This window comes from Streptomyces sp. SJL17-4, assembly GCF_036826855.1.
Classification (GTDB): Bacteria; Actinomycetota; Actinomycetes; order Streptomycetales; family Streptomycetaceae; genus Streptomyces.
Genome location: NZ_CP104578.1, coordinates 5,778,158 through 5,796,434, shown reverse-complemented (window position 1 = coordinate 5,796,434; position 18,277 = coordinate 5,778,158). Strand labels below are relative to the sequence as shown.

Here is an 18,277-nt window from a genome sequence, read left to right as displayed (position 1 = left end):
CCAGGGACAGAGCCCAGGCGGCGTCCAGGGGCGAAACCCCAGACGGGGCCCGGGGGCCCAGCCGCACGCGGATCCGGGCACAGCCTCCGGGGCCCAGGGGCGCAGCCCCAGGCAGGATCCGGCGCACAGCCGGGGATCCGGGGCACAGCCCCGAAACGGGGCCCGGGAGCACAACCGCACGCGGATCGTGGCACAGCCTCCGGGGGTCCAGGGGCGCAGCCTCAGGCGGGATCCGGCGCACAGCCTCCGGGATCCGGGGCACAGCCCCGAAACAGCGCCCGGAAGCACAACCGCACGCGGATCCAGGCACAACCTCCGGGGCCCAGGGGCGCAGCCCCAGGCGGGATCCGGGGCACAGCCCCGAAACGGGGTCCAGCGGCGAAAACCCAGACGGGGCCCGGGGGCACAACCGCACGCGGATCCGGGCACAGCCTCCGGGGGTCCAGGGGCGGAGCCCCAGGCGGGGTCCGGGGCGGAGCCCCAGGCGGGGTCCGGGGCGCAGCCCCCGGGAACGTTCCTCTGCTCCCACCAGCCCCCGGCAGGGTTTCGGGAAGGGGCGGGGTGGGGGAATCTACCCCGGCACCAGCCACCACTCGCCCGCACAACCGCCCCCGGCCCCACCCCCCAGCACGACTCACACGGCAGGCCCGCCCCCGAACGCACAGAGGCGCACGGCCACGGCCCAGCCCAGCCCAGCCCAGCGGACCGCCCCAGCCGCCCCCTACCCGCCCCGCCCCATCCTCGCCGCCCGAGCCACCGCGACCACCGCCTTCTCCAGGGCGTACTCCGGGTCGTCCCCGCCGCCCTTCACCCCCGCGTCCGCCTCCGCGATCGCCCGCAGCGCGAGCGACACCCCGTCGGGGGTCCAGCCCCGCATCTGCTGCCGTACGCGGTCGATCTTCCACGGCGGCATACCCAGCTCCCGCGCCAGATCCGCCGGCCGCCCACCCCGCGCCGACGACAGCTTGCCGATCGCCCGTACGCCCTGCGCCAACGCGCTCGTGACGAGCACCGGCGCGACCCCGGTCGACAGCGACCACCGCAGCGCTTCGAGGGCCTCCGCCGCCCGCCCCTCCACCGCGCGGTCCGCGATGTTGAACGAGGAGGCCTCGGCGCGGCCCGTGTAGTAGCGCCCGACGACGACCTCGTCGATCGTCCCGTCCACGTCGGACGTGAGCTGCGCGACAGCGGACGCGAGCTCCCGCAGGTCGCTGCCGATGGAGTCGACGAGCGCCTGGCAGGCCTCGGGCGTGGCCGAACGCCCCAGCGCCCGGAACTCCTGCCGCACGAACGTCAGCCGTTCCGCCGGCTTCGTCGTCTTCGGGCAGGCCACCTCCCGCGCCCCCGCCTTGCGCGCGGCGTCGAGCAGCCCCTTGCCCTTGGCGCCGCCCGCGTGGAGCAGGACGAGCGAGATGTCCTCGATGGGGTCGTCGAGATACGCCTTGACGTCCTTGATCGTGTCGGCGGACAGATCGTGGGCGTTCCGCACGACCAGCACCTTGCGCTCGGCGAAGAGCGAGGGGCTGGTGAGCTCCGCCAGCGAACCGGGCTGGAGCTGGTCGGACGTGAGGTCGCGCACGTCCGTGTCGGCGTCGGCGGCACGCGCGGCCGCCACCACCGCCTGGACGACGCGGTCGAGGAGCAGGTCCTCCTGCCCCACGGCGAGCGTCACGGGGCCGAGGAGGTCGTCGGGGGAAGTCTTTCTGGTGGCCATCGCGGTCCAGCATCCCACGGACCACTGACAGGGCGGCGATGCCCGAGAATGGCGGGGTGAGTGAACGACACGTACTGGTACTCCCCGACCGCGACGCCGCCGAGGAGGTCGCCGGGGAAGTCCCCGACCGTTTCGGCGTCCCCGAGGAACCGCAGCTCGTACGGGACTCCCTGGCCGGGGAGGACGACGCCGAGGACGCCCAGTGGCTGGTGGTCGTCGAGGACCCGGACGGCCGGCTCGACCCGACGGCACTGGACTCCCTGGCGGCGGAGTACGAGGGCTGGCTGGAAGCCCCGTAGGCCCCGCTCCACCACCGGCCCGGCCTCCGGGCCGCCTCCGGGCCGACCGCAGGGTCAACGCCCGGCCGACCCCTCAGTCCCGCCCCGCGCCGCCCCGCCCCGCCCCGCCTTGGGCACGATCTGCACATCCAGATCGATGCTGATGCTCGACCCCACCGCCGCGATGCCCCGCGCGAGCAGCGTCTGCCAGGTGAGGGTGAAGTCCTCCCGGTGCAGTTCGGTGGTGGCCCGGCAGGCGCACCGGGTCTCGCCCTCCAGTCCGCTCCCGAGGCCCAGGTACTGGGTGTCGAGGGTGACCGTGCGGCTGACCCCGTGGAGGGTGAGCGCCCCGGTGACGGCCCAACGGCTGCCGCCCTTGTGTGTGAAGCGCTCGCTGAAGAACTCCAGCGTCGGGTACGCGCCGACGTCGAGGAAGTCGCCGGACCGCAGATGGTCGTCGCGCATCTGCACCCCGGTGTCGATGGAGGCCGCGTCGATGACGACGTGCATCGCGGAGTGCTCCATGCGGTCACCGATCCGAACCGCGCCGGCGAAGCTGTTGAACCGGCCGTGGATCCGCGCGAGCCCGATGTGGCGCGCGGTGAAGCCGATCTGGGAGTGCGCCGGGTCGATCTCCCAGTCGCCGGGCTCGGGGAGCTGGGGCTGCGGGGCGATCTGGAGCAGCACGTCGTCGAGGCCCGTGTGGCCGCCCTCGGTGACGACGGCCCTGCCGTGGTGCGGCGTGTATCCCTCGGCGGTGACCGCGAGCCGGTACTCGCCCGCCGGCACGGTCGCGAGCGCCGTGCCGTACGGGTCCGTCTCACCGGCGATCACCTTGCGCCCGGCGGCGTCGCTGAGGACGAACTCGGCCTGCCGGACCGGCTCGTGTACGGGGTCGAGCACCCGGCAGCTCAGCATCCCCGCCGAGGCGGGGACGGCGAGACCGGCGAGCGGGCCGCCCCGCGCGGCGCCCGCCGCACGCTTCCCGAAGAGACGATCGAACATTCTTCACGCACCCCCGTGCGACTCGTTCACCATGCAACAAAGTCGCATTCGATCACCGCCTGAGCGTTCGACGCAAACCGGTCACGAGGTGAGCAAGCGTTACCGAGGGTTCGAATCGGGAATTCCACCGCGAACGACCGGCAGCACGTCAGGCTCTCGCTCTCACCCTTGGCCCGCGTGATCGGCTCCGCGCCGACGCGCCGGTCTGCCCGCTCAAACCTTCTCGCCCCCCGACCGTCCGACCGGCTCCGACTCCTCTTTCGGAGAGGGCAGTTCCCGCATCCGCGGCAGCGGCGAGGGCAGCACCCACAGCACGGCGAAGACGGCTCCGACGGTGGCGATCCACAGCGTCGGGCGCAGTCCGATCGCGGTGCCGAGGAAACCGCCGGCGAGCGCGCCGAGCGGACGGAAGCCGTGGTTGAGCGTCCGGAAGGCGCCCATGACCCGGGCCCGCACGGCGTCGGGTATCAGCGCCATCTGGAGCGATCCCGCGGCGATGTCGACGATCATCACGCCGACGCAGGAGAGGAACTCCGCCGCGAACAGCACGAACACCACGAGCGGCAGCGGGCCGTCGGCCAGGGGTATCAGGATCAGGGGCAGGGTGAATCCGAGGAAGCCGGCGAGGAGCGAGCCCCCGATGCCGATCCGCCGGACGACCGCCCCGCTGACGACCGCCCCGAGGAGTCCGCCCACGGCTCCCGCTCCGAGGATCAGGCCGAGCAGCCCGGCACCGAGGCCGAGTTCGGTGGTCGCGTAGAGCACGAAGAGGGTGTGGAACATGTAGTTGAAGAACTGGACCGTGCCGGAGGCGGCGAACAGCGCGCGCATCGAGCGCTCCCGGACCACCCAGCGCAGCCCCTCGGTGAAGTGCCCCTTGACCACGGGGGCCGGCGGGGGCTCGACCGGCTTGATCCGGGCCAGGTACCCGGCCGACACCAGATAGGTCAGGGCGTCCGCGACCAGGGCGAAGGGGGCGGTGAGGAACTGCACGAGCAGTCCGCCGATCCCGGGCCCCGCCAGCCAGGCCGTCGAACGGCTGCCGTTCACCAGCGAGTTCGCCTGCACATAGCGCTCGGTGGGCACGAGCGCCACGAAGAGGGTGGCGTTGCAGACCTCGAAGAGCACGGTGAGCGCGCCGATCCCGAAGGCCACCACGTACAGCTGGGTGAGTGTCAGCACGTCGAGCAGATAGGCCACGGGAAGGGTCAGGACCAGCGCCGCCCGCCCGATGTCGGCCGCGATCATCGCCCGTCTCCGGCTGGCCTGCCGGTCCGCCCAGGCACCGAACGGCAGGTTGAGCAGGAGCGCGGGCAGGAGTTCGGCGGCCTTGAGCCAGCCCATCGCCGCGGCGTCGGCGCCGAGGACGAGGACGGCGGCGAGGGGGATCGCCATGAGCGATATCTGGTCCCCGGCGAGGGAGATGGTCTGCCCGGTCCAGTAGCGACGGAAGGTCCGCTCGCGCAGCAGCGCCGGTACGCGTTCGACGAGAGCCATCCCGCTCACTCCTTCTCGCTGTCGGGGACGTCCAGATCCAGGTAGGCGATCCGCAGGACACTGACGGGCCTGGCGCCCTCCGGGCGGAGGGACGCGTCGGAGGTCCGGGCCTCATAGGGCCGGAGCAGCGCGTCGATACGCGCTCCGAGGTCGGCCAGCTCCTCATGGGTGAGGTGGAGCAGCGAGTCGCCGAACTGCTCGGCCTCCTGCCACTCCCTCGGCAGCCGGTGCCGGTTCGTCATGGCCCGGGTGACCCGCTCGAAGTACTGCTCGGCGACGGCGGCGCTCAGCGCGTCGGCCGCCTGGGCGATCGAGGGGTCCTCGCTGTACTCCGGCCACTCCGTGTACTGGGCCGTGGCCCGCCAGGGCTTCTCCCGTCCCCGGCCGCCCGGCGCCTCCTCCACGAGCCCGTACTTGGCGAGTATCCGCAGGTGGTAGGAGCAGCTGGCCACGGACTCGCCAGTCAGCTCGGCGGCCCGGGTGGCGGTGAAGGGGCCGCTGCTGCGCAGCAGTCCCACCAGCGTCATCCGCAGGGGGTGGGCATAGGCCCGCAGGGCTCGCGGGTCGGTGAGTCGGATACTGCGGGGCTGTTCACCCTCGCGCTTCTGGTCGGTACTCTCCTCCGGCATGATGAAAAGGTATCTTTAGAAAGACTTCTTTACAAGCGTTTCTCTCCATCGGCGGGTCACCCTCCCCCCGGTACGGCCACGAGCCCCGGCCCCGCCCCGACGACCGCGATCGCCCCGTCCCGATCCGTCCGCAGCACCCGCGCCCCACCGGCCCGCAACGACTCCACCGTCCGGGGCGAGGGATGCCCGTACGGGTTGTCACGCCCCGACGACACCAGCGCGAGCCGCGGCCTTACGGCCCCCATCAGCCCCGGGTCCTGATGCGCCGAGCCGTGGTGCGCGACCTTGAGCACGTCCACCGGCGCGAGCCCCGGATGAGCCCGCAGCAGTCCCCGCTGGGCCGGCGGTTCAAGATCACCGAGCAACAGCAACGTCAGCCCGCCGACGGCCCGCACGTGCAGCGCGACACTGGCATCGTTCGCCCCACCGGAGCCGGCCGCCCCGCGGCCTCCCCCGGCCGCCCCGCCACCGGCCGTCGGCCAGAGCACACTCCACTCCAGCGCCCCGATCCTGCGCCGCTCCCCCGACCCCGCACGGATCAGCGGCACCCGAGCGGCCGCCGCCGTCCGCCGTACGAACGCCGCCTGGGCCGGCGGCTCCTCAAGGCCCGTCGTCTGGATCGCCCCCACCGAACGCCCCCGCAACACCCCCGGCAGCCCGGCCACATGATCCGCGTGGAAATGCGTCAGCACCAGCAACGGCACCCTGCGCACCCCCAGTTCCCGCAGACATCGGTCCACCGGTACGGGATCGGGGCCCGCGTCCACCACGACGGCCGCGTCCCCGCCCGCCGCGAGGACCGTCGCATCCCCCTGCCCCACCTGGCACATCGCGAACACCCAGCCCCGAGGCGGCCATCCGGTGGCCCACCGCGTCAGCGGCACCGGCCGCACCACCACGAGCAGCAGCAGAACGACGACGAGCCCGGCGACCGGCCCCCGGTAGGGCAGCTTGCGCGCCGCGAGCACCACCACCGCGGTCACCAGGGCGAGAGCGAGCCCGCCCCACCACCCACCGGGCCAGCTCAGCTCAGCCCCCGGCAGCGCGGCGCCCGTACGAGCCACCCGTGCGATCCACCCGGCCGGCCATCCCGCCACCCAGGCCAGCACCTCCGCGGCCGGCATCCATACCGCCGCCACGGCGAGCGTGGCGAAGCCGAACACCGTCGCGGGCGCCACCGCGAGCTCGGCGAACAGATTCGCCGGGATCGCCACCAGGCTCACCCGGGCCGCGAAGACCACCACGACAGGAGCGCACACCGCCTGCGCCGCCAGGGACGCCGCCAAGGCCTCCGCCAGACGACCGGGCACGCCACGCCGCCGCAGCGCCTCGCTCCACCGCGGGGCCACCGTCAGGAGAGCCCCGGTGGCGAGGACCGAGAGCAGGAATCCGTAACTCCGGGCGAGCCACGGGTCGTAGAGCACCAGGATCAGTACGGCGGCGGCCAGCGCCGGGATCAGCGATCTCCGCCGACCGGTGCCGACCGCGAGCAACACGACAAGTCCGCAGGCCGCGGCGCGCAGCACGCTCGGGTCGGGCCGGCAGACCACCACGAACGCGAGTGTCAACGCTCCCCCGGCCACCGCGGTCACCCGTAGCGACATCCCCAGCCGCGGCGCGAGCCCCCCGCGCTCCACCTGATGAGCCCGCCCCGGACGGCCGACCAGCAGAAGCAGGACCACCGAGAGGTTGCTGCCGGACACGGCGAGCAAATGGGTGAGATCGGTGGCCACGAAGGCGTCCCGCAGCTCGGACCCGATCCGCGAGGTGTCCCCGACGACCAGGCCGGGCAACAAGGCCCGCGCGTCCGGGTCAAGGCCTTCGGTCGCCCTCCGCAGGCCGGCGCGCAGCTCCCCCGCCGTCCGCTGTATCGCGCTCGGCGGGCCGACGATCCGAGGCGGTCCCGCACCACTGACCTTGAGCACCGCGGCGAAGGGATCGCCGGGACGCGAGGGCGGCGCGAGGCGGGCACCGACCTTCAGCCGCGTGGAGGGCAGCAGCCGCATCCACTCCGCCCGCCCCTCCCCCGGCGGCACGATCAGCAGCACCGGCGCCCTCGTCCGGTGGACCGTACCGTCCGACCGCTCGGCGCGGGTCACCTCGCCGTCCAGCACGACGGAGACCGGCACCGTCTCGCTGCCCCGCACCCGGGGCCGGGTGAGCCGGGGATCGGAGGTCACCGTCACCTCCAGCTGGGCCCGCGCGTACTCCCGCGCCAGCTCCGGTACGGGCCCGCGTCGCAGATCCGCCGCGTGCAGCCCGGCCGACGCGGCCCCGGCGGCGGCACACAGCAGCACCCCGGCGAACGCCGTCGCCCGCAACCGCCACCCGGCGGTTGCGGGCCGAGTCGGCCCGTCTGCGGCCCCGCCCCCCTCCTCATCGGGCCGGGCGGTCCCGCCGAACCAGCGAGCCGCCACAGGCGTCAGGAGGAGACCGCCCCCCAGCAGACAGACCACGACGCCCGCCACCGTCCACCACCCGGCGACCCCCACCGCGATCGCCGCCGCCACCCAGGCCGCCACCGCGAGCGGCACGAGCCGGAGATCGGCCGGCCCCTCCTCCCAGGAGGGCGCCCCGGCTCCCCGCTCATCCGCCGTCGCCTCGTCCGCCCTCACGGCCGCACCAGCCGTTCCAGCTCTGCGAACCGTCGCTCACCGATGCCGTTGACCTCCCGCAGTTCCCCGACCGACCGGAAGCCGCCGTGCTCCGCACGATGGTCGACGATGTGCCGGGCAAGCACCGGACCGACGCCCGGAAGCGTGTCGAGCTGCTCGACCGTGGCCGTGTTGAGGCTCAACGGCGCCCCCGGCCCACCCCCACCGGAGCCACCCCCGGCCCCCGATCCGCCGACGGAGCCGGAGCCGGAGCCACCGACCGGCAGCCCCGGCAGCCCCGGCAGCCCGACCAGAACCTGCTCACCGTCGAACAGCACACGGGCCCGGTTGAGTCCGGTGAGATCGGCGTCGGGCTTCGCCCCGCCTGCGGCCCGCAGAGCGTCCGCCACCCGCGAGCCGGCCGGCAGCGTCAGCACCCCGGGCCTGCGCACCTTGCCCCCGACGTCCACGATCACCCGCGCCCCACCCGCCGCACGCCCCGGCACCGCCCCCGGCCCGGCCCTCGTGGCAGGCGCCACAGGTACGGCGGGTGCGGCAGCCACCGGCGCGGCGCGAACGAGCTCCGGGGCACGCACCGGCTCGGGCCGCCCCGCCCAGAAGTAGCCGCCCGCGAGACCCGCCGCCACGACCAGGACCACGGTCAGCGCGGCCAGCGCCCTCGGTTCGAGCCCGATCCGCGTCTGTACCCATACCGGGGTCCGGTCACGCAGCACCCCCGCGAGGCGTGCCCGCGCCCCGGACGGCGAACCCCGATCGCGTACCCCCGACGGAGATTCCCGCTCCCCCGCCTCCGGATCCGCAACCGCGTCCTCCTCCGCCGCGGCCGCCTCCACCGCAGCCGCTGCCGGGAACAGCTCATCCCCTCGCCGCCGTACGACAGCCTCGGGAACCGTCCCGACCCTCCTCACCCGGGTCCGCCTCCTGGCCCGCCCTGGAGCCGCGCCACGCGCTCCGGGGCGGCTCCTCCCGTCGGAGCCCGGCGCCCTGCCGGGACCGCTGGTCGGAGCACCCGTCGTGCCGAGAACGCCGGAGGTCGTCGATGCGATGCGTGTACGAAGAGTCATGCATGTGACGGTAGGAATCCCCGGCGGGCTGTGCGGAGCTCAGCCACGTTCCGTGGACAGGGGCCGCGCTGTGGACAACTCCGTCACTCTCCCGAGGGATGGACCGCGTACGGATCAGCGCGGCGAGACGACGACCGCGAGCAGTCCTGGTCCCGTGTGAGCGCCGATGACCGCTCCCACCTCGCTGACGTGCAGCTCCGCCAAGCCCGGCACCCGTTTCCCGAGCCGGTCGGCGAGCGCGGCTGCCCGCTCGGGCGCGGAGAGATGGTGGACGGCGATGTCGACGGCGCCGGAACCGGCCCGCTCCACGGCGATCTCCTCGAGCCGGGCGATGGCCTTCGAGGCCGTCCGCACCTTCTCCCGCAGCTCGATCCGTCCGCCGTCGAGTTCGAGGAGCGGCTTCACCGCGAGCGCGGAGCCGAGCAGCGCCTGGGCCGCCCCGATGCGCCCGCCGCGGCGCAGATAGTCCAGGGTGTCGACGTAGAAAAAGGCGGAGGTGCCCGCGGCGCGCTTCTCGGCTGCCGCGACGGCCTCGTCGAGCGATCCGCCGGCCTCGGCGACCTGGGCCGCCGCGAGGGCGCAGAAACCCAGGGCCATGCCCATCATGCGGGTGTCCACGACCCGCACGGGCACGGGAGCGTCCTTCGCGGCGAGCACGGCCGCGTCGTAGGTCCCGGAGACCTCGGCGGACAGATGAAGGGAGACGACGCCCTTCGCCCCGGCCTCCGCGGCCTCGCGGTAGGCCTCGGCGAAGATCTCGGGGCTGGGCCGCGAGGTGGTGACGGCCCGCTTCTTCTGCAGGGCCTCGGCGAGCGCCTTGGCCGAGATCTCGGTGCCCTCCTCGAGGGCGCGGTCGCCGATGACGACGGTCAGCGGGACCGTGGTGATGGCGTGCCGCTCCCTGGTCTGGCGTGGCAGGTAGGCCGTGGAATCGGTGACGATCGCGACATGCCGGGACATGAGCGGGAGGTTACCCGCCGAGACCGGCGCACGGCAGCCCGGCCCCCGTCGTGAACGCCGGGACGGCACCGAGTGCCCGTCCCTGCGGCGTCCCGCCCGTCGTCCCGCCGGGCTTCCGCGTCCGCGGTTCCGTCAGGTGGTGGTCTCCGGGCGGGCCGACTTCTCCCAGGGGTAGGAGGTCAGTCGGGGGTCGGGCGCCGTGATCGCGGAAGGCTCACCGCCGGCTCCCGGCACCGAACTTCCGGAAGCGGCACCCTGGCCACCCGGCACCGAACTCCCGGAAGCCGTCCCCGACGTCCCAGCCGTCCCGGACGTGGTCTCCGGACCCGCCGTCGTCCAGTGCCGCAGCGCACCCGCCTCGACGTCGATCTGGGCGCTGAGCGACGACAGGTCGTCCTCGGCGAACCTGAGGGCCCGCTCCCGGGCGGCGCGGCGCAGTGCGTCGGCCGAGCTGGTGATTCGCTCGGTCCGCGCGGTGAGTTCGGGAAGCTGCCCCGCCACCCAGGCCCGGTCGGGCTCCCGCTCGATCCGCTTGAGGTCCTCGTCCAGTTCGAGCCCGTGCGCGCTGAGCCGGTGGAACAGCTCCAGCGACTCCTTCAGCGAGGCGTCCTCGCCGACCCCGGCCTGCAGCGCCTCCTGGGTCGCCCGCATCGAGGTGCGCAGCGAGAGCCGCAGTCGGGCCAGCTCACCCGCCGTACCTGCCTGGCCGAAGCTCTTGGCCCGCAGCGTGGTGTCCTCGACGGTGCGCCGGGCCTGGTCGATCGTGCGGTCCACGCCGCGCTTGGTGGCCTTGACCGCCTTCACCGTGACGTAGACCCCCAGCGCCACGAAGGACAAGAAGAGCAGCGCCATGATCGTGATAATCGCGGCTTCCATAGGTGCCCCTCCGGCGTCCGTCACGTCCCCACGGATGTGGTTCCTCCACGGTAAACGGAACGGGCAGGCCAGGGGTTCCATCGGAACCCCCAACCTGCCCGTAGGGGAAATCCCTATGTGGGTCAGCCGGCGACGATGTTGACCAGCTTCGGCGCCCGCACGATCACCTTGCGGATCTCGGCGTCACCCAGCGCAGCGACCACCTGCGGGTCGGCCAGCGCCAGGGTCTCGAGCTCCGCGTCGGTGATCGACGGGGAGACCTCCAGGCGGGCCTTGACCTTGCCCTTGATCTGCACGACGCAGGTCACGGTCTCGTCGACGACGTACGCCGGGTCGGCGACCGGGAAGCCCTGGTGGACCACCGAGTCGCTGTGGCCCAGCCTGCGCCACAGCTCCTCCGCGATGTGCGGGGCCAGCGGAGCGACCAGCAGGACCAGCTGCTCGGCGACCGACCGGGAGAGCGCGCCACCGGACTTCGTCAGGTGGTTGTTCAGCTCGGTGATCTTCGCGATGGCGGTGTTGAAGCGCATCGCGACCATGTCCTGCGCGACGCCGTCGATCGCCTTGTGCAGGGCGCGCAGCGTGTCCTCGTCGGCCGCGGTGTCGACGACGGTGACCTCACCGGTCGACTCGTCGACGATGTTGCGCCACAGCCGCTGCAGCAGCCGGTACTGGCCGATCACCGCGCGCGTGTCCCAGGGGCGCGACACGTCCAGCGGACCCATCGCCATCTCGTACAGGCGCAGGGTGTCGGCGCCGTACTCGGAGCAGATCTCGTCGGGCGTCACGGCGTTCTTCAGGGACTTGCCCATCTTGCCCAGGACACGGCTGACCTTCTCGCCCTGGTACCAGAAGCCGCCGTCGCGCTCCTCCACCTCGGCCGCCGGCACGGCGATGCCGCGCGCGTCCCGGTAGACGAAGGCCTGGATCATGCCCTGGTTGTAGAGCTTGTGGAACGGCTCGGCCGAGGAGATGTGGCCCAGGTCGAACAGCATCTTGGACCAGAAGCGCGCGTACAGCAGGTGCAGCACGGCGTGCTCGGCGCCGCCGACGTACAGGTCGACGCCACCGGTGGGCATGCCTTCGCGCGGGCCCATCCAGTACTGCTCGACGGCGGGGTCGACCAGCTGCTCGGAGTTGTGCGGGTCCAGGTAGCGCAGCTCGTACCAGCAGGAACCGGCCCAGTTGGGCATGGTGTTGGTCTCGCGGCGGTAGCGGCGCGGACCGGCGCCGTCACCGAGGTCCAGGGTCACGTTGACCCAGTCCTCGTTGCGGGACAGCGGGGTCTCCGGCTGGGTGTCCGCGTCGTTCGGGTCGAAGGTGCGCGGCGAGTAGTCCTCGACCTCCGGCAGCTCCAGCGGCAGCATCGACTCGGGCAGCGAGTGGGCGACGCCGTCCTCGTCGTAGACGATCGGGAAGGGCTCGCCCCAGTACCGCTGGCGGCTGAACAGCCAGTCGCGCAGCCGGAAGTTGACGGTGCCCTCGCCGATGCCGCGGTCGGCCAGCCAGGCGGTGATCTTCGCCTTGGCCTCGACGACACCCAGGCCGTCGAGCGCGATGTCCTCGTTCGAGGAGTTGACCAGCGCGGCCTCGTACGAGGAGAAGGCCTCGTCCCAGGTCGACGGGTCGGTGCCGCGGTCGTCGCTGGGCTCGACCACGCAGCGCATCGGCAGCTCGAAGGCGCGCGCGAACGCGAAGTCGCGGCTGTCGTGCGCGGGGACGGCCATGATCGCGCCGGTGCCGTAGCCCATCAGGACGTAGTCGGCGATGAAGACCGGGACCCGCTCGCCGCTGACCGGGTTGGTCGCGTACGCGCCGGTGAAGACGCCGGTCTTCTCCTTGGCGTCGGCCTGCCGCTCGACGTCGGACTTGGACGCGGCCTGCTTGCGGTAGGCGTCGACGGCCTCGGACGGGGTGGCGTGTCCGCCGGTCCACACGTCGTGGGTGCCCTCGGGCCAGACGGCCGGGACGATCTTCTCGACCAGATCGTGCTCGGGCGCCAGGACCATGTAGGTGGCGCCGAACAGGGTGTCCTGGCGGGTGGTGAAGACGGTGATCGCACCGGTGTCGCCGACCTGGAAGTCGACGCGGGCGCCCTCGGAGCGGCCGATCCAGTTCCGCTGCTGCAGCTTGATGGCCTCGGGCCAGTCCAGCGCGTCCAGGTCGTCCAGCAGGCGGTCCGCGTAGGCGGTGATCCGCATGTTCCACTGGCGCAGCTTGGACTTGAAGACGGGGAAGTTGCCGCGCTCGGAGCGACCGTCGGCGGTGACCTCCTCGTTGGCCAGGACCGTGCCCAGGCCGGGGCACCAGTTGACGGGCGCGTCGGAGGCGTACGCCAGGCGGTACTCACCCAGGACGTCGGAGCGCTCGGCGGCGGTCAGCTCGCTCCACGCGCGCGCGGAGCCGGGGATCTCACGCGTGCCGTTCTCGAACTGCGCGATCAGCTCGGCGATCGGACGGGCCTTGCCGGCCTCGTCGTCGTACCAGGAGTTGAAGATCTGCAGGAAGATCCACTGGGTCCACTTGTAGTACTCCGGGTCGATCGTGGCGAACGACCGGCGCTTGTCGTGGCCCAGGCCCAGCCGGCGCAGCTGGACCTTCATGTTCTCCATGTTGGCCTCGGTGGACACACGCGGGTGCGTGCCCGTCTGCACGGCGTACTGCTCGGCCGGCAGGCCGAAGGCGTCGAAGCCCAGGGTGTGCAGGACGTTGTGGCCTGTCATGCGCACGTGGCGGGCGAAGACGTCCGTGGCGATGTAGCCGAGCGGGTGGCCGACGTGCAGGCCCGCACCCGAGGGGTACGGGAACATGTCCATGATGAACTTCTTGGGCCGGGCGGCGATCGTGGGGTCGCCCGCCAGGTCACCGGTGGGGTTCGGGGCCTCGTAGGTGCCCTCGGCGTCCCAGAAGTCCTGCCAGCGTGCCTCGATGTCGGCGGCCATGGCCGCCGTGTAGCGATGCGGAGCCGCCGTCTCGGCGGCCGTATTGATCTCGGTCATGGTCCTTGAAGCTCCATCGATCGTCTCTGCCCACTGCCACGGACTGCCGTGAAATGAAAAAACCCCTCGCACAGGAGGGGACGCCGCGCCGACTCCGACGGATGTCTGTCATCCGCCGGGACTGATCAGCGCGGCTCGGTAAGCAGAAGGCGTACGGCACGCATGGGGTCAGGGTACCGCAGGGCACGGCGTGCCACGTAGCGGGATACGAAGAAGCGGGCCACCCTGTCCGGGTGACCCGCTTCTTTTCTGTGGAGCTAAGGAGAATTGAACTCCTGACCTCCTGCATGCCATGCAGGCGCTCTACCAACTGAGCTATAGCCCCTTGCTTTCCGTCTCCGTTTCGGTTTCCCTCGCGGCGACAGACAGAACATTAACCGGCTTCCCGGCAGATCTCCAAATCGATTCTCGGGGCCCTCCTGACCTGCCGGGTAGGGTCGCCGACTGTGTCCGTCTCCGTGCTCTCCAAGACCCGCGCCCGGCCGTGGCCCCTGGCCACCGCCGCGGCGATCTGCCTGCTCTCGTTCGTGGCCTTCTGGGTGGCGCAACGCCTCGCCCACGTGAACATGCTCGACGTGATGGTCTACCGGGCCGAGGGCGAGACGGTCCGGGCGGGCGGCGATCTGTACGCGATGCGCGCGACCTCGGCGAACCTCGGCATGACCTATCCGCCCTTCGCGGCCCTGCTGTTCGTCCCGCTGACGCTGGTGAGCGTGCCCGTGATGCGGACGCTCGCCACCGCGGGGAACCTGCTCCTGGTGGTCGCGCTGGTGCAGCTGTCGCTCCAGCTGGTCCGCCCGTCGCTGTCCCGTACGGACCTGTGGCGCACGACACTGTGGGTCGCCGCGGTGGTGGTCTGGTGCGAGCCGGTGTGGACGACCCTGCGGTACGGCCAGATCAATCTGCTCATAGCGGTGGCGGTGCTCTGGGACCTCACCCGGCGCCGGGACAGCCGCTGGGCCGGCCTGGGCATCGGCCTGGCGACCGCGGTGAAGCTCACACCGGGGCTCTTCGTGGTCCTGCTGCTCGTCGCGGGCGTGCTGCTGTGGCGCCGGGACCGGAGCTGGAACACCTGGCTGCGCACCGCGGTGACCGCGACCGGGGTGTTCCTGGGGACGACGCTGGCCGTGGCGCTCGTCCTGCCGGCGGACTCGAAGCGCTTCTGGACGGAGACGCTGTTCGAGACGGGCCGGGTGGGCTTCGCCGAGGAGACCGCCAACCAGTCGATCCGCGGGGTCCTGGCCCGGCTGATGCACACCGACGACCCGGGCCTGTGGTGGGCGGTGACCGCGGCCGTCCTGGGCGGCCTGGCGATGGTCCTCGCGGTGCGCGCCGCGGTGCGCGGGGACAAGGCGGTGGCGGTGATCGTCTGCGCGTTCACGGCGCTGATGATCAGCCCGATCTCCTGGTCCCACCACTGGGTCTGGTGCGTGCCGCTGCTGATCCTGCTCGCGGACCGCGCCACGCGCACGTGGCCGGTGACGGGGGCGGTGGCCCTGGCCTTCGCCTCGTTCGCGCTGTGGTGGGTTCCGCACGACCCGGGCCGGCCGGAACTGGACCAGAACGCGGGTCAGATGGTGCTGTCCGCTATCTATCCGCTGACGACGACGGCGCTGCTCGTGGGATACGCGCTGACGCTGCGGCGTCAGGCCGTCGCGAAGGAGTAGAACCGCTTGAGGGTGCAGTGCTCGTCGAGGAGCCGGCCGTAGATCGGCTCCCCCTCCAGCTCGCGGTACGTCTCGATGGGGTCGCCTTTTATGATCAGCGCCCGCGCGCACTCCTCGCACCAGTACTGGAACCCCGGGTTGACGGGGTCCATGTCGCGCACGATGGGCGTGCCGCTGCCGCACCAGTCGCATTTCCGCCTGTGTGCACCCATCAGTCAGCTCCAGCTGTGGCCGCAGGCCGTGCACCCATAGGACACCCCGCCGTTGTCGCCGAGCACTTGGGCCACCCTCCCGTCCGGATCCTCGTCCCCCTCCGGCCGTCCGATTCTGCCATGGCCCCGCAAGGGGGTCAGCGTGCTCGGCGCCACGGTCCGGCCGCCGCGCCGGCGAGGGCGGCGACAGCCAGGGCGATCATGGTCGTCCACAGCGCGTCGGCGGAGTTCTGCGCTCCAGATCCATCCGCCCCGGCAAGGAAGAGCGTCCCGAACGCGGCGACCCCGATGAGCTGACCGAGCTGGGTGACGGTGGCGAGCAGCCCGCTCGCGTCGGCCGCGTCTTCCGGTCGTACGGCGGCCAGCGCGCCGGTCAGGGCGGGGCTGAAGGCCAGCGAGATCCCGGCGCCGAGCGCGGCCAGGGCCGGATAGAGCCCCCAGCCACCCGTACCGCCGTCCGCGAGCAGCCCGCCGACGCCGAGGGCTCCCGCGGCGGCGAGCAGGAATCCGCCCGGGATCAGCGCGTGGTGGAGCCGGGCCGGCCAGCGCCGCCAGGTCAGTCCGATGGTGCCGAAGACGACGGCGGCGGGACCGAAGGTGAGCCCGGCACGCAGCGCACTGTGGCCGAGTCCGCCCTGCAGATGCAGGGTGAGGGTGAACAGGAAGCCGGCGTTGACTCCCATCGACACCGCGATCCAGAGGACGGCCCGTCCCATGCCCCGGAGCCGCAGCACGCGCGGGGCGATGAGCGGGGCGCCGCCGCGCCGGGCGAGCCGCGACTCGTACACGCCGAAGAGGGCGAGGAGGACCAGGGAGCCGCCGAGCGAGAGCCAGGACCACAGCGGCCAGTCCTGTTCCTGGCCGAGGACCAGGGGGACGGTCAGCAGGGACACTGCGCCGGCGAGCAGGACGAGGCCCGGCAGATCGAGGGCACGCGCACGCGTGGGCGCGGTGCGGGCGTCACGGGGCAGGACCCGGGCGCCGAGGACGAGCAGGGCGACGCCGATGGGGACGTTGACAAGGAAGACGGGTCGCCAGCCGGTGCCGAAGAGGTCGGCGCTCACCAGGATCCCGCCGACGACCTGCCCGGCGGCGGCGCCGGTGGCCAGGACCGCGGAGTAGGCGCTGAGCGCCTTCACCCGGCGCTCGCCGGCGAACTCGCGCTGGATGAGGCTGAGGACCTGAGGGATCATCAGAGCGGCGCCCACACCCTGTGCGAGCCGGAAGGCGATCAACTGGCCGGTTCCGGCGGCGAGTCCGCAGGCGAGGGAGGCCGCGGTGAAGAGGGCGAGGCCGCCGAGGTACATCCGGCGGTGCCCGACGAGGGCGCCGAGGCGGGCCCCGGTGATCAGTATCACCGCGTAGGCGATGGTGTATCCGGCGACGACGAGCTGGAGCGCGGCTCCGGACGCGGAGAGTTCGACACGGATCGTGGGCGCGGCGACGTTGACGATGAAGACGTCGAGGAGCGCCATGAACTGGGCGGCGAGGACCACGCCGAGCAACAGTCCGGGGCGGTTGTCGGTGCCACCGTCTTTACTGAGTACGGGACGTGTTGTGGTCGAGGTCATGCGTCGAGCGTGACCTCGATCGGATACGGGTAACGAGAGCCCGCTGATGCTGGTACTGACACCACCTGGCAGCGGCGGCACGGGGACTCGACCATGGGGGTGTGACGATCGTGGCAGCAGTACCGACACAGCGGCGCCGACGGCCTGAACTGGCCGCGTTCCTGCGCAGTCGCCGGGCCAGGGTGACACCGGAGGACGTGGGGATGCCTCCGGGGCTCCGCCGCCGCACGCCGGGGCTGCGCCGTGAGGAGGTCGCCCAGCTCTCCGGCGTCGGCGTCACCTGGTACACATGGCTGGAGCAGGGGCGCCCGATCAACGCCTCGGCGCAGGTGCTCGACGCGGTGGCCAGGACGCTCCGGCTCGACCGACCCGAGCGCGAGCACCTCTACCACCTGGCCGAGGTGCCGTACGCGCCGGAGCGGTCGGGCTCGGACGTGGCGGTGGTCAGCCCGGAGATCCAGGGCATCCTCGACGCCCTGGACCCGCACCCGGCGGTGCTCTACAACGCGCGGTACGACGTGCTCGCGACCAACGCCACGTACGAGCTGCTCTTCTTCCAGGAAGACCGGGACGGCCCGGACACCGGCCCGTTCGGCATACGCAACGTGATGTGGGCGCTGTTCAGCGACACCGGGCCCACCTGCCCGGTGGTCGACCGGAAGCGGGAGCTTCCGCTGATGGTGGCCCAGCTGCGGGGCGCGTACGGCCGCCATGTCGGCGAGCCGGCCTGGGAGGAGTTCGTACGGGCGCTGGCGGAGGCCAGCCCGGAGTTCGCCCGGCTGTGGCGCAGCGGCGACGTGGTCCCGCCGGGGACGCGGGTGAAGGTCTTCCGTCACCCGCGGACCGGCGAGGTCCGCCTGACCTCGGTCTCCCTCTCGGTGAACGGGCTGCCGGAGTGCCGGATCGTGGCCTACACGCCCAACGACGAGGAGAGCCGCCACGGGCTCGCGTCCCTGCGGGAGGTGACGGAACGACGGACCCCGTAGCGCGACGGACCTGGGAACGCCCCACCCCCGGGAACGACGAATCCCGCCCCCTGCTGGGGACGGGATCCGGTGATTGTGGAGCTAAGGAGAATTGAACTCCTGACCTCCTGCATGCCATGCAGGCGCTCTACCAACTGAGCTATAGCCCCTCGTGTTCTTCGCGCTCTGCGCTGCGAACAAGAAGAACTTTAGCCTGTGACCTGC

General features: G+C 72.4%; 14 protein-coding genes and 2 tRNA genes. 3 read left to right on the top strand and 13 right to left on the bottom strand.

The genetic code is table 11. The annotated features are described in order from the left end of the window. Positions 1–721: 721 nt before the first annotated feature. Positions 722–1,714, bottom strand: a complete 993-nt coding sequence (holA, locus tag N5875_RS25975) for a DNA polymerase III subunit delta (RefSeq protein ID WP_338496441.1) — start codon at positions 1,712–1,714, stop codon at positions 722–724. A gap of 56 nt (positions 1,715–1,770) precedes the next feature. Here holA and N5875_RS25970 point away from each other — a divergent pair, with 56 nt between their 5' ends. Continuing rightward, positions 1,771–2,013 carry a hypothetical protein gene (locus N5875_RS25970; RefSeq protein ID WP_338496439.1) on the top strand — a complete coding sequence of 81 codons (243 nt, stop codon included), beginning with the start codon at positions 1,771–1,773 and terminating at the stop codon, positions 2,011–2,013. A gap of 54 nt (positions 2,014–2,067) precedes the next feature. On the opposite strand, the gene N5875_RS25965 is transcribed toward N5875_RS25970, so the two are convergent. The 9 genes from N5875_RS25965 to N5875_RS25925 form a co-directional block, all read right to left on the bottom strand. Next, positions 2,068–2,997: a YceI family protein gene (locus N5875_RS25965; RefSeq protein ID WP_318211156.1), complete on the bottom strand. Its 930-nt coding sequence runs from the start codon at positions 2,995–2,997 to the stop codon at positions 2,068–2,070. A gap of 213 nt (positions 2,998–3,210) precedes the next feature. Continuing rightward, positions 3,211–4,503, bottom strand: coding sequence for an MFS transporter (locus N5875_RS25960; RefSeq protein ID WP_318211157.1), 1,293 nt, complete (start codon positions 4,501–4,503; stop codon positions 3,211–3,213). Next, a complete protein-coding gene (locus tag N5875_RS25955; RefSeq protein ID WP_318211158.1) occupies positions 4,500–5,123 on the bottom strand; it encodes a helix-turn-helix domain-containing protein in 624 nt (207 codons plus the stop codon). The genes N5875_RS25960 and N5875_RS25955 overlap by 4 nt, the downstream gene beginning before the upstream one ends. A gap of 56 nt (positions 5,124–5,179) precedes the next feature. Then, complete coding sequence (locus N5875_RS25950) at positions 5,180–7,738, bottom strand: ComEC/Rec2 family competence protein (RefSeq protein ID WP_338496436.1); 2,559 nt, start codon at positions 7,736–7,738, stop codon at positions 5,180–5,182. Beyond that, entirely contained in the window at positions 7,735–8,451 is a 717-nt protein-coding gene (locus tag N5875_RS25945) for a ComEA family DNA-binding protein (protein ID WP_338496434.1), read from the bottom strand. Before N5875_RS25945 ends, N5875_RS25950 begins: the two co-directional genes overlap by 4 nt. A 465-nt stretch (positions 8,452–8,916) precedes the next feature. Then, entirely contained in the window at positions 8,917–9,762 is an 846-nt protein-coding gene (locus tag N5875_RS25940; RefSeq protein ID WP_318211161.1) for a DegV family protein, read from the bottom strand. A 132-nt stretch (positions 9,763–9,894) separates the two neighbouring features. After that, positions 9,895–10,638, bottom strand: a complete 744-nt coding sequence (locus N5875_RS25935; protein ID WP_338496431.1) for a hypothetical protein — start codon at positions 10,636–10,638, stop codon at positions 9,895–9,897. A 122-nt stretch (positions 10,639–10,760) separates the two neighbouring features. Continuing rightward, on the bottom strand, positions 10,761–13,637 hold the full coding sequence (leuS, locus tag N5875_RS25930; protein ID WP_338496430.1) for a leucine--tRNA ligase: 2,877 nt from the start codon (positions 13,635–13,637) through the stop codon (positions 10,761–10,763). A gap of 252 nt (positions 13,638–13,889) precedes the next feature. After that, positions 13,890–13,962, bottom strand: a tRNA-Ala gene (locus N5875_RS25925). Positions 13,963–14,083: 121 nt separating this feature from the next. Between N5875_RS25925 and N5875_RS25920 the strand changes: the two genes are divergently transcribed. Continuing rightward, positions 14,084–15,304, top strand: coding sequence for a glycosyltransferase 87 family protein (locus N5875_RS25920; RefSeq protein ID WP_338496427.1), 1,221 nt, complete (start codon positions 14,084–14,086; stop codon positions 15,302–15,304). Here N5875_RS25920 and N5875_RS25915 read toward each other — a convergent pair. Then, complete coding sequence (locus N5875_RS25915; protein WP_015033559.1) at positions 15,283–15,516, bottom strand: hypothetical protein; 234 nt, start codon at positions 15,514–15,516, stop codon at positions 15,283–15,285. The genes N5875_RS25920 and N5875_RS25915 overlap by 22 nt on opposite strands. 137 nt (positions 15,517–15,653) lie before the next feature. Then, complete coding sequence (locus N5875_RS25910; RefSeq protein ID WP_338496419.1) at positions 15,654–17,087, bottom strand: MFS transporter; 1,434 nt, start codon at positions 17,085–17,087, stop codon at positions 15,654–15,656. Positions 17,088–17,188: 101 nt separating this feature from the next. On the opposite strand from N5875_RS25910, the gene N5875_RS25905 reads away from it, so the two are divergent. Further along, positions 17,189–18,073: a helix-turn-helix transcriptional regulator gene (locus N5875_RS25905; RefSeq protein WP_318211166.1), complete on the top strand. Its 885-nt coding sequence runs from the start codon at positions 17,189–17,191 to the stop codon at positions 18,071–18,073. Positions 18,074–18,149: 76 nt separating this feature from the next. Here N5875_RS25905 and N5875_RS25900 read toward each other — a convergent pair. Then, a tRNA-Ala gene (locus N5875_RS25900) sits at positions 18,150–18,222 on the bottom strand. Positions 18,223–18,277 lie beyond the last annotated feature (55 nt).

Bases quoted from the DNA above. Each gene is read 5' to 3' on its own strand.
- leuS (WP_338496430.1), bottom strand. From the start codon at position 13,637: ATGACCGAGATCAATACGGCCGCCGAGACGGCGGCTCCGCATCGCTAC.
- N5875_RS25965 (WP_318211156.1), bottom strand. From the start codon at position 2,997: ATGTTCGATCGTCTCTTCGGGAAGCGTGCGGCGGGCGCCGCGCGGGGC.
- N5875_RS25915 (WP_015033559.1), bottom strand. From the start codon at position 15,516: ATGGGTGCACACAGGCGGAAATGCGACTGGTGCGGCAGCGGCACGCCC.
- holA (WP_338496441.1), bottom strand. From the start codon at position 1,714: ATGGCCACCAGAAAGACTTCCCCCGACGACCTCCTCGGCCCCGTGACG.
- N5875_RS25910 (WP_338496419.1), bottom strand. From the start codon at position 17,087: ATGACCTCGACCACAACACGTCCCGTACTCAGTAAAGACGGTGGCACC.
- N5875_RS25940 (WP_318211161.1), bottom strand. From the start codon at position 9,762: ATGTCCCGGCATGTCGCGATCGTCACCGATTCCACGGCCTACCTGCCA.
- N5875_RS25955 (WP_318211158.1), bottom strand. From the start codon at position 5,123: ATGCCGGAGGAGAGTACCGACCAGAAGCGCGAGGGTGAACAGCCCCGC.
- N5875_RS25935 (WP_338496431.1), bottom strand. From the start codon at position 10,638: ATGGAAGCCGCGATTATCACGATCATGGCGCTGCTCTTCTTGTCCTTC.